We start from the raw sequence: 12,692 nt of genomic DNA on the forward strand, positions 1-12,692 counted from the left end.
TCCTTATGCTCAGATTATTTTAGAAGCTTTGAAGGGTCAATAATCAAAAAGTCTTGCATGATGTCATCTTGCATTTGGATACTTAGTGCATTCGCTTTTTCTTCAATGTGGCGCCGTGTATATCTTTCAGGCATAAGCGAATCATCCATCCAGCCCTGGTGCCACCTGCGAATCCTTTTCTCATCGTCAACAGTCCATTTGCCCGAGGCGATCATCTGATCAGCCTTCTCAGAAAACATATCGTTCCAGGTATATCTTAATAGGTGGGCGGATAGATCATCAGGAAGGCCTTCAAATGTACTCAGTTCCAGAAAGATTGAATCTAATGAGCTTATTGACAGGGGCTTCCCGTCTCGGGCAACTATGAGATACCCATGGTTTTTCGCTCCGGGGATCCTGTCACGAAGCCTAGTGTAATTATTTAGTAATCTCGCAATGTTGCGACTAACTGGGAGCTGGCGTTCTTTTGTCTTGAATTGGGGGCGCACTCTTCTGGTGTCGGTGGGGTCAAACGGATGATCCCTAAGATTTAAGCGCGGATAATCGCCACCAAGGTTCCAATCAATGTCTTCCTTTTTTATGAGAAGGGTCTCCCCTCTACGAGGGCCAAAGTTAAATAAAATCTGGCAGATAAGTTGGTTGCGTAGTTTAATAAAATCGGATTTAAATGGATTGTCGTCGTATTCGGGATTAATTATCTGAAGAAACCTTGCTCTTTCCTCTCGCTTCAAGCCTCGACGAAGCTCAGCAGTACTACTGCCTGGTGAATGTGCAGCAATTGCATCGATCATGATCTTCTTGGCTTGAAGCATCGACGCGTGAGAAGATTCACGACCACTGGTTCGCAAGATAAACTCATTAGCCAACCAATCTAGATATAATCTCACATAAATGAATCTAATAGTAGTGGTGCCTTCTTTATTATTGACTACTATATTAGACTTTCTCTTCGGTCTGTTACGGCGATAGTTGGACGATGATTTTTGTATTGTTGTGGACTTACCGACGATTGATTCGAATGGATCTTCAAGATAATATTTGAAGTCGTATCTTATGTCACGATTAAGACACTCGATTTGATCTAAATTAAGAAATACTCCTTCTGCAAATGATTTTTCCAAGTGGATTTTGTTACGTTCGCACCAGACATAAAGAAAATGGATTGCGCCAAGGTGGCTTATTTGAGTGTTATATTCTGAACCTGTCAAATAAACCTGTGTAGTGAGGTACAGGGTTGGATAGAAAACAGGAAAACCAGTAATGCGTTCACAGAGCATCGCACGTCTAGAACCGTTGGACATTTTAATTGTTCTGACACGGTATCTCGAATCCATAGCCAAGGCCTTTCCTTTGATGGCGGGCATTCAGCAAAATGTTCATTTCAAAAACCCAAACCCGCCTGGAAAGAAAAAACTGGGAAACCTTATCCGAGCAACGGTTTTGGCATAGGTTCTGCCCCTGCAATGCTGGTTTTTGAACAGACCCCCGTGAATCCTGAATAGCTACTTTAGGCCACCAATGATGGGTAGCACACTTTGGTAGGGTCATAACACATGGCCATGACAGAATATGTCGCGCATCTTCGAGGCGTCTTCACCTTAGGCTACCGTCCGGTGACACGAGCGCTATACGCCCAACACATACAGGTCGCGATCTCCGCCGTTGGTTTTAAACCCAGTTTTTTCTTCCAGGAGGTTTTTAGGTTTTTCCCGCCTCTCCAAACCCAGGGAGCCTCTTCTTGGATGCGACCGATCAGCAGTGTAAAAGTTAACAAAATAAAAACATGGTATCTTAGTTAAAGCTGCTAATTAGAGGATAGCACAAAATTTAGGTTTGTAAATAAAAAAAGCCGTGAATACAGGTATTCACGGCTCAAAGTTTACAAAAACAAAAAAACCTGACTATTAGAAAGGAATCTCGTCGTCCGGGTTGAAGACGGGCTCCTCGTAGCCGCCCTGCTCCTGCTGGCCGTAGCTGCCGCGGGAGCCGGAGGAGCGCTGGCCGCCGCCCTGGCCGCCTTCGCCTTTGCCGGAGAGCATCTGCATCTTCTCGCCGACGATCTCGGTGGTGTAGCGGTCCTTGCCGTCACGGTCCTGCCACTTGCGGGTCTGCAGCCGTCCCTCGATGTAGATGGTCTTGCCTTTGGAGAGGTACTCGCCGGCGATCTCGGCGGTCCTTCCCCAGAGGGTGATGTTGTGCCACTCGGTCTTCTCTTCCCACTCGCCGCTCTTGTTCTTGATCCGGTCGGAGGTTGCCAGCGAGAAGGAGGCGACCGCGGTGCCGCTGGGGGTGTAACGGACTTCCGGATCCTTCCCGAGGTTGCCGATGAGCATCACCTTGTTGAGACTTGCCATGTGGTTGTTCTCCTTGCGTAGATATTTAAACGATAGCGTTTGAAGTGGAAGTTTTCCGGCTGCGGATCGGATAGGAAAACTACCATGAAGCTACCCTCCACGCAACAGAAATGCTGGGGAGCTGCCGGTGCGGGAGGATTAAAAGAGCCTTCATGCCCGGAATGGCATAAGGCTGACGGTGAAGGGCCACGACTGGTAGCTGTTGACTTTGCAAAGCCATCTATGTCATTAATTTGCCAAGTTTCCAGCTGGTGTCGCACCTCTCTCAGGGTATTTGCTGTGGCCGTTTTCTCAAAACGTTTCCCTTTTCAGTGTTCCGGGGCGCTCCGGTCGAAGCCGCTCCGCGTCCGGCCGGCATGGCTCAAGGGGCTTCCCCTCCTCATTTTCTCGCTTCTCCTCCTGACGGGCTTCTTCGTCGTCCCCCCTTCCGCCCTGGCCCAGGGGGGCTCCTCCCAGAAAAAAACCGTCTGCGTCGGGGGAGACTTCAACTACCCCCCTTACGAGTTCATCGACAAGGATGGCAAGCCTGCCGGTTTCAACGTCGATTTGACGCGGGCCATCGCCGACGTGATGGGGCTGAATGTGAAGATCCGCCTCGGCCACTGGAGCGACATGCGCAAAGGGCTGGAAACCGGGGAGATCGACATCGTCCAGGGGATGGCGTATTCCCCCGAGCGCACCAGCGAGGTGGACTTCTCTTCTCCGCACGCGCAGCTGTACCAGTCGATCTGGGTCAGGAAGGATCAGCGGGGGATCAGGTCGGTCGAGGACCTGCACGGCAAGACCGTGATCGTGATGCGCAACTCGATCATGCACGATTTCATGAACAGGTTCGATCCCGACGCAAGCCTCGTCCTGACCGACACCCTGGCGGAGGCGCTCAAGCTCCTCAATGACGGCAAGTACGACTGCGCGCTGGTATCCAGGCTGACCGGCAAGTACCTGCAAAAGGAGCTCGGCCTCAAGCGGATAACGCCGGTGCCGCAGCCGATCATGGTGCATCCCTACGGCTTCGCCGTGAAAAAGGGGAACCTGGAGCTGCTCGGCAAGTTCAACGAGGGGCTCGCCATCCTCAAGCGGACCGGGCAGTTCAAGGATATTCAGGCGAGATGGCTGGGGGTGCTCGAGCCCCAGCCGGTTTCCTGGCAACGGGTGGTCCGTTACGTAGCGCTGGTGGCGGGCCCGCTGCTGCTGATCCTACTGGGGACGGTGGGATGGTCGCGGACGCTGCAAAAGCGGGTGTCACAGCGGACTAACGAGCTGGCGCGCGAGGTCGCGGAGAAGCAGCGCGCGCTGGAGGAGCTCAAGCTGCAGCAGGACAAGCTGGTCCAGGCCGACAAGATGGCCTCGCTGGGGATCCTGGTGGCGGGGGTCGCGCACGAGATCAACAACCCCAACGGCCTCATCCTCCTCAACGTCCCCAGGTTCGAAGAGATCTTCGAGGGGGCGCTCCCGGTCCTGGAGGAGTATTACCGGGAGAACGGCGATTTCAGGCTCGGGCGCTACCGCTACTCGAGGCTGCGCGAGGAACTGTCGCATATGCTGGGGGAAACGCACGACGCGGCCAAGCGGATCAAGAGGATCGTCACCGAGCTGAAGGACTTCGCCCGCCCCGGCAGCGAGGAGATGTCGCAGGTGATCGACTTCAACCAGGTGGTCCAGGCAGCCGAGCGGCTGGTGGGTAAGTCCATCGAGAAGAGCTCGCACCACATCTCGGCAAGCTATGCCCCCGCGCTTCCTCCCGTCAAGGGGAACGGGCAGCGGATGGAGCAGGTGGTGGTGAATCTCCTGCTCAACGCCTTCCAGTCGCTGGAAGGGAAGGGAAAGCGGATCGCGCTCGGCACCTTCTTTGACGCGGAGCGGGGGGTGATGCTGACCGTGCAGGACGAGGGGCGGGGGATCGTTTCGGGAGATCTCCCCCGGCTGACCGACCCGTTCTTCACGACCAAGAGGGAGGAAGGGGGTACCGGCCTCGGGCTCTCGATCTCGGCCGGGATCGTAAAGGAGCACGGCGGGACGCTCGATTTCCACTCGGAGCCCGGTCGGGGGACGACGGTGACCCTGATCCTGCCGGCTTCCGTGGCTTGAAGATAGTTCCCTCTCCCCTAAAGGGGCGAGGGGAGAATTGAGAAGGAGACAGAGGTAACGATGAAGGAAGCTCTCTACCCCGAATTCGGGGTGCTGTTGGTGGACGACGAGCCCCCCTGGCTGCGGAGCCTGAGCATGACGCTGGAGGGGCCGGGCGGCATCACCAACCTCACCCAGATCAGCGACAGCCGCGAGGTCATGCCGCGGCTCTCCCGCAAGGATATCGGCCTGGTCCTCTTGGATCTCACCATGCCGCACCTCTCCGGCGAGGAGCTCCTCTCCATGATCGCCGAGGAGCACCCTGGCATCTCGGTAGTCATCCTCTCCGGCATGAACCAGATCGAGACGGCCGTACGCTGCATGCGGGTGGGGGCCTTCGACTACCTGGTGAAGACCGACGAGGAGGACCGCATCCTCGACGCGGTGCGGCGCGCCATACGCATGCAGGAGCTCGAGCGGGAGAACAAGGAGATGCGCCGCCGCTTCCTCAACGACCGGCTGGAATGTCCCGAGGCCTTCGCCGGGATCGTCACCGAGAACAAGGCGATGCGCTCCATCTTCCAGTACATCGAGGCGGTGGCCAAGAGCACCCAGCCGATCCTGATCACCGGAGAGAGCGGCGTCGGGAAAGAGCTGGTGGCCCGTGCGGTACACCGGCTAAGCCGCGCGGACGGGCCGCTGGTCGCGGTGAACGTGGCGGGTCTTGAGGACAACGTCTTCACCGACACCCTCTTCGGGCATCGCAAGGGCGCCTTTACCGGGGCGGACGAAACCCGCAGCGGGATGGTGGAGCAGGCCGCCGAAGGGACCCTCTTCCTGGACGAGATCGGCGACCTCTCGCTCTCCTGCCAGGTGAAGCTGCTGCGCCTTCTCCAGGAGGGGGAGTACTACCCCTTGGGGAGCGACATCTCCAAACAGATGAAGGCGAGGATCGTGGTGGCGACCCACCAGGATCTCGGCGCGAAAAGGAACGCCGGGGCCTTCAGGAAGGACCTCTTCTACCGGTTGCGCGCCCACCACGTGCACATTCCCCCGCTGCGCGAGCGCAAGGACGACATCCCGTTGCTGCTCGATTACTTCCTGCAGGAAGCGGCCGACGCCTTCGGAAAGAAGGTGCCGACCTACCCGAAGGAGCTTCCGGTGCTCCTCTCCACCTACAGCTTCCCGGGGAACCTGCGGGAGCTGCGGTCGATGGTCTTCGACGCCATGAGCATCCACTCCTCGTGCATGCTCTCCATGGGCTCCTTTCTCACCGCGATGGAGTTCCAGGGGGAGGGGATTGCCGCGTCCTCGGCGGAGAAGGAGCAGAACATGTTTTTAAGCTCCCCCGACCTCCCCACCTTAAGCGACGCCGTGGAGCAGCTGATAAACGAGGCGATGCGCAGAAGCGACAACAACCAGTCCCTCGCCTCCCGTTTGCTCGGCATCTCCCAGCCAGCCCTCTGCAAGCGGCTCCAGCGCCGCAATTAGGCCGCCCAAGGGGGTATAACTTTCTTTATCGCGATAAGGAAGGTTATACCTCCAGGCAACCTCCCGTTTAACCGGCAGTTTTCCCTTGCCCCCTCCGTCCGGTCCGGACAAAAGTTATACCCCCTTCTTGCAGCCAGAACATTGTTTATTGTTTACGAGTTAGCCACTTAGCGTCCCGTACACCCCCTTGGCATCCGCCTTGCTCTTGCACCCCGTACCTGATTCCAGCCGCAGGGGAGGGGACGCTCGATGGGGAAGAAAGAAGCTAAGGTTGCCGCCACCGGTTCGACCGGCGACCGCCTGGTCGCCAAGATCGGCACCATCGTCAAAGCCGGGCGCAAACGGGCCAACGAGAACCTTGACTGGCTGCGCGGGCAGATGCACTCCTACTTCCTGCCGGCCATGCAGGAGGAACCTGCTGCCGTGGCAGCCCTCGCCGCCGGTCTGCAGGGGCTGGGGGAGAACCGCCGGCTGCTCCTCGCCGACCGGGAGAAGAGGCTGATCGTCGCCTGCCTGAATCACCCCGGCTCCTTGTATGACACGCTGAAGACCCTCCCCGAGCGGGACATCTCCTTCGCCTACTTCGCCCACTCCCACGCCAAGGTCCCGGGGCTGGAGAGGGAGCTGGAGATCCAGCGCTTCGACTTCGACCGCAAGTCGAACCAGGAGATCAAGGCGGCCGGAGCCCCCCGGATCCCGGCGTCCATCAAGGCTGCGGTGATGCGGGAGCTCAAGGAGAAGTATCCCGGCTCCCAAAAGAAGAACATGGAGCGCCTGCTCGGGATCCTCTGGCTCAACAACGAGAACTACCTCCGCCTCTCCCCGGTGCGCCGCATCGCCCAGCTCGTGTGGCTCTTCTCCCAGGGGAACGCGGGCGGCGGCCTCTTCCTCGACGTGGAGGAGCCGGACCACTCGGGGGAGTCGCGGGTGCTCTTCGCGGTGGGAAACCCTCCCCAGAAGGATTTCCTCCAGCAGACCATGGAGGTCTTCAACCGCCTGGAGATCGGCGTCAGGCGCGCCTACTGCCTGACCATCACCAACGGCACCCATCCCTATTTCCTGGGGACCTTCTTCGTGAGAAGGAGGGACGGGCTGCCGCTCAATAAGGGGGACGAGCTCTTCACCGTCCTCAAGCGGGAGCTCTACGCGACCCAGATGCTGGCGACCAACTCCCCGCTGTACCGGGAGCTGGTGACCGGTGGCCTCGCCGGTGGGGAGGAGGCCGCCCTCTTAAACGCCATGATCGGCTTTTGCCACACGAACCTCGCCCACAACCAGCCCGACCGCTTCGGGCGCGAGGACGTGCAGGGGGCCTTCCTCTCCAATCCGGAGTTCGCGCTCAGGCTGATCGAGCTCTTCCGCAGCCGCTTCGATCCCTCCCTGGAGAAGCGGGAGGAGCTGTACGGCGAGCGGCTGGCCGAGGCGTCGCGTGCCATCGAGCACTACAACACGGGACACCGCCATCTGGACGAGGTGCGCCGCGCCATCTTCAGCTGCGCGCTCCTCTTCATCCGGCACACCCTGAAGACCAACTTCTTCGTCCCGGGTAAGCAGGCGCTCGCCTTCCGGTTGGACCCGGCCTACCTGGCCGAGCTCGGGGAGGAATTCACCGCCGATCTTCCCAAGGCGGTGCCGTTTCGGATCACCTTCTTCTTCGGGCGCCACGGCGCGGGGTACCACGTCGGCTTCTCCGACATCGCCCGCGGCGGGTGGCGCACCATCATCGCGAGAAGCCGGGACGATTACACCACCTGCGCGACCACGCTTTTGCGCGAGGTGTACGTCCTGGCCAACACCCAGCACCTGAAGAACAAGGACATCTACGAGGGGGGCTCGAAGATGGTGGTGGTGCTGGACGCCTCCGACCTGAAGAGCCCGGGGCGGGAGCTGGAGACCTGGCGGCTGTACAAGCTCCAGTACGGCTTCATCAACGCCTTCCTGGACATCTTCGTCACCAGGGAGGGGCGGGCCGCCGACCCGCGGGTGGTCGACTACTACGCGGAGGACGAGCCGATCGAGCTCGGGCCGGACGAGAACATGCACGACAGCATGGTCGAGGCGGTCGCCTCCCTCTCCGTGCAGCGCGGCTACCTCTTGGGGATCGGCATCATGTCCAGCAAGAAGGTCGGCATCAACCACAAGGAGTACGGGGTCACCTCCACCGGCGTGGTCAAATTCGCCGAGATAACCATGGGGGAGATCGGCATCGACCTAAGGCGCGATCCCTTCTCGGTCAAGTTCACCGGCGGCCCCAACGGCGACGTGGCGGGTAACGCCATGCGGATCATGCTCGAGACCTGCCCGAAGGCCCAGATGCGGCTGATCCTCGACGGGACCGCGGCGCTGTACGATCCGCAGGGGGCCGACCACCGGGAGCTGGCAGGGCTGGTGATGAAAGAGGACCTCGACCGCTTCGACCCGGCGGCGCTTCACCCCGGCGGGTTCCTCCTCTACCGCAGCCAGCGGCGTACCGAAGGGCTGAGGGAGCTCTACCGCAAGCTCGTCATGGGGACCGAAGGCCTCGAGGAGCAGTGGGTCTCGCTGGACGAATTCTCCCGCGAGTACGACGAGCTGGTCTTCTCGGTGGAGGCCGATCTCTTCATCCCCGCCGGCGGGAGGCCCGAGACCATCGACCGCGACAACTGGAAACGGTTCTTCGCCGGGGACGGCAGGCCGAGCGCGCGGGTCGTCGTGGAGGGGGCGAACTCCTTCATCACCCCGGAGGCGCGCGAGCAGCTCCAGCGGCGCGGGGTGATCATCATGCGGGACGCCTCCGCCAACAAGTGCGGGGTCATCTCCTCCTCCTACGAGATCATCGCCAACCTCCTTTTGACCGAGAGGGAGTTCCTCGAGGTGAAGGAGCGGTACGTGGCGGACGTGATCGAGATCCTGGAGAAGAGGGCGGCGGACGAGGCGCGGCTCATCCTCAGAAGGCGGCAGGCGCCGGGATGCGGCCAGCTCTACACCGAGATCTCGGACAGCATCAGCGCCGAGATCAACGGGATCTATGCCCGGCTGTTCAAGTTCTTCCAGTCCAGGCCCCAGCTCTGCCTGCAGCCACCCTTCAACCGGGTGGTCATGAGCCATCTCCCCAGGCTCTTCCGGGAGAGCCCGCGCTACCAGCGGCGCCTGAAGACCCTGCCGCCCAAGTATCTCTACGCCATCCTGGCCGCCGAGATCGCTTCCTCGCTCGTCTACCGGGGCGACCAGGATGCCGACTTCGAGGAGATGGTGCGCGGCCACATAGTCAGGAATTTCTAAGAAGCGACAGCTTTAACTTGTTGCAAAGATTCACAAAGAAAAGGAGCAGCAGATGATCCAGTTTCAGGGCGTCCACAAGTGGTTCAAAAAGCTTCACGTATTAAACGGCATCGATCTCCACGTCCAGCCGGGGGAGGTGGTCGTCGTCTGCGGCCCCTCGGGGTCCGGCAAATCGACCCTGATCAGGACGATAAACCAGCTGGAGCCGATCAACGAGGGGAGCCTGGTGGTCGACGGCATGGATCTCTGCAGCAAGAAGACCGACATCAACAGGCTGAGGGCCGAGGTCGGTTTCGTGTTCCAGCAGTTCAACCTCTACCCGCACCTCTCGGTGTTGAACAACATCACCCTCGCCCCCACCAAGATCAGGAAGACCCCGAAGAAGGAGGCCGAGGAGCAGGCGATGGCCCTTCTCGAGCGGGTCGGCCTGGCGGTGAAGCGGGATGCCTACCCCACCCAGCTCTCCGGCGGACAGCAGCAGCGCGTCGCCATCGCGCGGGCGCTCGCCATGAAGCCCCGGATCATGCTGTTCGACGAGCCGACTTCGGCCCTGGACCCGGAGATGATCGGGGAGGTACTGGCGGTCATGCAGGATCTCGCCAAGACCGGCATGACCATGGTGGTGGTCACCCACGAGATGGGGTTCGCGCGCGAGGTCGCCGACCGGGTCGTCTTCATGGACCACGGTGTGATCCTCGAGGAGGCGAAACCGCTGGAATTCTTCAAAAACCCGCAGCACGACCGGGCCAAGCAGTTCCTGAAGCAGCTGCTGTCGCCGATGCACTGAGGCGGTCGAGGCCCCATCCTCACCCGGAGAAAGTCGTAGGGTGGGCCCGTACCCACGCGGGGGCTGACGAAAGGTGGGCAGAGGGCTGCCCACCCTACCGAGGGGGGCGTCTGGCCTGGATGTTCGAAAAAACGAAGCCGTTTGTTTCCGGCACTACCACCAAAGGAGATGCGATGATGAAAAGATTGGCTGCCGTAGTTTTGGGTTTGGTACTGGCTTGCACGGCCGGGAAGGCGGCGTTCGCCGCTGATACCCTGGCCGACGTGAAGAAGAAAGGGGTGCTGGTCGCCGGGGTGAAGGATTCGCTCCCCCCGTTTGGCTACGTGGATGAGAAGAGCCGCGAGATCGTCGGCTACGACGTCGACATCGTCAAGGCGATCGCCAAGAAACTGGGGGTCCGGGTGGAACTGAAGCCGGTAACCTCGGCTTCGCGCATGCCGCAGCTCATGGAAGGGAACATCGACATCATTGCGGCCACCATGACCAAGAACCCGGAGCGGGCCAAGCAGATCGGCTTCAGCCACACCTACTTCGCCACCGGCCAGAAATTCATCACCAGGAAGGGTTCGGTCAGAAGCCTGAAAGACCTGGCCGGCAAGAAGATCGGCACCGCCAAGGGGTCCACCTCCGAGCAGAACGTCAAGAAGGCGATTCCGACCGCGACCGTGCTCTCCTTCGACGATTACCCGCAGGCGTTCCTCGCCCTGCAGCAGGGTAAGGTGGCGGCGGTGACCACCGACGAGGCGATCCTGGCCGGCATCCTCGCCAAGGCTCCCAACAAGGCCAAGTTCGAGATCCCGAACGTCCAGATCTCCGACGAGCCGTACGGTCTCGGTATGCGCAAAGACGACGTGAAGTTCATCGCCTTCGTCAACAAGACCCTGCTGGAGATGGAGAAGAGCGGCGAAGCGAAGAGGATCTTCGAGAAGTGGTTCGGTCCTTCCACCGCGTTCCACCTGAAGCGTAACTTCAAGTTCAAGGCTGACTAGTTAGCTGGGCCCCTCCTCATGACTCCCCCCTCCCCTCGAGGGAGGGGGCGAGGAGGTGGGGGAGGTGTCCACGCAGGGCCGAAGCCGGCCTCCGAGGGGTACTTTTAACGACTAACTTCCCCTCCGCAAACTATCCCTCCCCTGGGCGGGGTGAGGATGGGGGGAAGGCGGGGGCTTTGGCCCTTTGATGGAGATTTATCGTGCTACATTACAATTTTGATTGGTCGGTGGTCACCTCCGGCAAATATTTCGAGTGGCTCGTATCGGGGCTGAAGGTCACCCTGGAGCTTTCCGCGATCGGCATCGTCGGCGCCTTCCTGCTCGGACTGGTCATCGCCGTGCTGAAGATGAGCCACTACCGGCCCCTGCGCTGGATGGCCTCCGCGTACCTGGAGTTTTTCCGCAACACCCCGCTGCTGGTCCAGATCTTCTTCTGGTACTTCGGCTCCTACAAGATCCTGCCGATGGCGGTCAACGACTGGCTGAACAACACCAACTTCGAATTCGCCGCCGCGGTCATCGCACTGATCATCTACACCTCAGCCTTCATCGCCGAAGACATCCGCTCGGGTATCCTCTCCATCCCCAAGGAGCAGATGGAAGCGGCCCGCAGCGCCGGGTTTTCCTACCTGCGCTCCATGCAGTACATCATCCTGCCCCAGGCGGTGCGCATCACCGTCCCGCCGCTGGTCAACCAGTTCCTGAACCTCGCCAAGAACTCGTCTTTGGCCATGACCATCGGCGTCATGGAGGTCACCTACCAGGCGCGCCAGGTGGAAAGCTACACCTTCAAGGGGTTCGAGGCGTTTACCGCGGCGACCGTGGTCTACCTGGGACTTTCGGTGACCATCACCGCGCTCATGGACCTGTACAACAAAAAGGTCCTGAACGCGCACCGGGCATGATGACCTTAGTTCCGGCCGGACCACGGCCGGCGTAACTGGAGAATTAGTATGGATTTCAACGTTATCCTCGACAATTTCACCTACTTCATGATCGGCCGCTATCCCAACGGCCCCCTGGGCGGCCTGGGCCTCACCCTTTATCTCGCGGTGGTCTCCTGCATACTGTCGTTTTTCGGCGGGCTGATCCTGGGGCTCTTGAGCCTTTCCCGTTTCGCGGTCATCCGCTACCCGGTGAACCTCGTCATCAACACGGTGCGGGGCCTGCCGCTGCTCATGGTCATCTTCTGGATGTACTTCCTGCTCCCTGCCCTGATGGGGAAGGCCGTCCCGGAGAGCCAGACCGTCATCATGGGGCTCACCATCTTCACCTCCGCCTACATGTCGCAGATCGTGCGCGCCGGCATCGAGGGGATCCCCAAGGGGCAGGTGGAGGCGGCGATCTCGACCGGGCTCAAGGGTTGGCAGGCGATGCTGTACATCGTGCTCCCGCAGGGGATGCGGAACATGATTCCCTCCTTCGTGAACCAGTTCGTCTCGCTCATCAAGGACACCTCGCTCGCCTTCATCGTCGGGGTCTCCGAGCTGACCCACGTGGCGACCCAGGTCAACAACAGGACCATGTCCTATCCCACCGAGATCTTCATCTTCATCGCGGCGGTCTACTTCGTCCTCTGCTTCAGCTTCACGACCTTCTCGCGCTGGCTGGAGGCGAGGCTCGCCTGGAGAAAGTCGATCTAGTCCGGACGGGGAGAAACTGGCGCTGCCGGATTACTTGCGAAGAGAAAGGGGGACAGGTGCTTGAACGACAAGCCGCCGGTCCCCCTTTTGTATTCCCTCT

9 protein-coding genes are annotated in these 12,692 nt (G+C 59.9%); 7 read left to right on the plus strand and 2 right to left on the minus strand.

Annotation, left to right across the window (positions count from 1 at the left end; translation table 11 throughout):
• Positions 1–14: 14 nt before the first annotated feature.
• Both ACYVL5_RS02660 and ACYVL5_RS02665 read right to left on the minus strand, forming a co-directional pair.
• Positions 15–1,364 (minus strand): tyrosine-type recombinase/integrase, encoded by a 1,350-nt coding sequence (locus ACYVL5_RS02660; RefSeq protein WP_460594003.1) that lies wholly within the window; start codon positions 1,362–1,364, stop codon positions 15–17.
• Between the two features lie 540 nt (positions 1,365–1,904).
• Complete coding sequence (locus ACYVL5_RS02665) at positions 1,905–2,354, minus strand: single-stranded DNA-binding protein (protein WP_460594004.1); 450 nt, start codon at positions 2,352–2,354, stop codon at positions 1,905–1,907.
• Positions 2,355–2,633: 279 nt separating this feature from the next.
• Here ACYVL5_RS02665 and ACYVL5_RS02670 point away from each other — a divergent pair, with 279 nt between their 5' ends.
• The 7 genes from ACYVL5_RS02670 to ACYVL5_RS02700 all read left to right on the plus strand — a co-directional run bounded on the left by ACYVL5_RS02670 (position 2,634) and on the right by ACYVL5_RS02700 (position 12,592).
• Positions 2,634–4,442: a transporter substrate-binding domain-containing protein gene (locus ACYVL5_RS02670; RefSeq protein ID WP_460594005.1), complete on the plus strand. Its 1,809-nt coding sequence runs from the start codon at positions 2,634–2,636 to the stop codon at positions 4,440–4,442.
• Between the two features lie 60 nt (positions 4,443–4,502).
• Positions 4,503–5,912 carry a sigma-54-dependent transcriptional regulator gene (locus tag ACYVL5_RS02675; protein ID WP_460594006.1) on the plus strand — a complete coding sequence of 470 codons (1,410 nt, stop codon included), beginning with the start codon at positions 4,503–4,505 and terminating at the stop codon, positions 5,910–5,912.
• A 249-nt stretch (positions 5,913–6,161) separates the two neighbouring features.
• Positions 6,162–9,173, plus strand: a complete 3,012-nt coding sequence (locus ACYVL5_RS02680; RefSeq protein ID WP_460594007.1) for an NAD-glutamate dehydrogenase — start codon at positions 6,162–6,164, stop codon at positions 9,171–9,173.
• Between the two features lie 52 nt (positions 9,174–9,225).
• Positions 9,226–9,960 carry an amino acid ABC transporter ATP-binding protein gene (locus tag ACYVL5_RS02685; RefSeq protein ID WP_460594008.1) on the plus strand — a complete coding sequence of 245 codons (735 nt, stop codon included), beginning with the start codon at positions 9,226–9,228 and terminating at the stop codon, positions 9,958–9,960.
• A 176-nt stretch (positions 9,961–10,136) separates the two neighbouring features.
• Positions 10,137–10,949, plus strand: a complete 813-nt coding sequence (locus ACYVL5_RS02690; RefSeq protein WP_460594009.1) for an ABC transporter substrate-binding protein — start codon at positions 10,137–10,139, stop codon at positions 10,947–10,949.
• Between the two features lie 200 nt (positions 10,950–11,149).
• Complete coding sequence (locus tag ACYVL5_RS02695) at positions 11,150–11,854, plus strand: amino acid ABC transporter permease (RefSeq protein ID WP_460594010.1); 705 nt, start codon at positions 11,150–11,152, stop codon at positions 11,852–11,854.
• A 48-nt stretch (positions 11,855–11,902) separates the two neighbouring features.
• Entirely contained in the window at positions 11,903–12,592 is a 690-nt protein-coding gene (locus ACYVL5_RS02700; RefSeq protein WP_460594011.1) for an amino acid ABC transporter permease, read from the plus strand.
• Positions 12,593–12,692 lie beyond the last annotated feature (100 nt).

The sequence above is a fragment of the Geomonas sp. Red276 genome (assembly GCF_054784495.1).

What these genes read in the sequence shown, in the direction of transcription:
- ACYVL5_RS02660 (WP_460594003.1), bottom strand. Translation starts at nt 1,364, where the DNA reads ATGCCCGCCATCAAAGGAAAGGCCTTGGCTATGGATTCGAGATACCGT.
- ACYVL5_RS02665 (WP_460594004.1), bottom strand. Translation starts at nt 2,354, where the DNA reads ATGGCAAGTCTCAACAAGGTGATGCTCATCGGCAACCTCGGGAAGGAT.
- ACYVL5_RS02675 (WP_460594006.1), top strand. Translation starts at nt 4,503, where the DNA reads ATGAAGGAAGCTCTCTACCCCGAATTCGGGGTGCTGTTGGTGGACGAC.
- ACYVL5_RS02680 (WP_460594007.1), top strand. Translation starts at nt 6,162, where the DNA reads ATGGGGAAGAAAGAAGCTAAGGTTGCCGCCACCGGTTCGACCGGCGAC.
- ACYVL5_RS02685 (WP_460594008.1), top strand. Translation starts at nt 9,226, where the DNA reads ATGATCCAGTTTCAGGGCGTCCACAAGTGGTTCAAAAAGCTTCACGTA.
- ACYVL5_RS02690 (WP_460594009.1), top strand. Translation starts at nt 10,137, where the DNA reads ATGAAAAGATTGGCTGCCGTAGTTTTGGGTTTGGTACTGGCTTGCACG.
- ACYVL5_RS02700 (WP_460594011.1), top strand. Translation starts at nt 11,903, where the DNA reads ATGGATTTCAACGTTATCCTCGACAATTTCACCTACTTCATGATCGGC.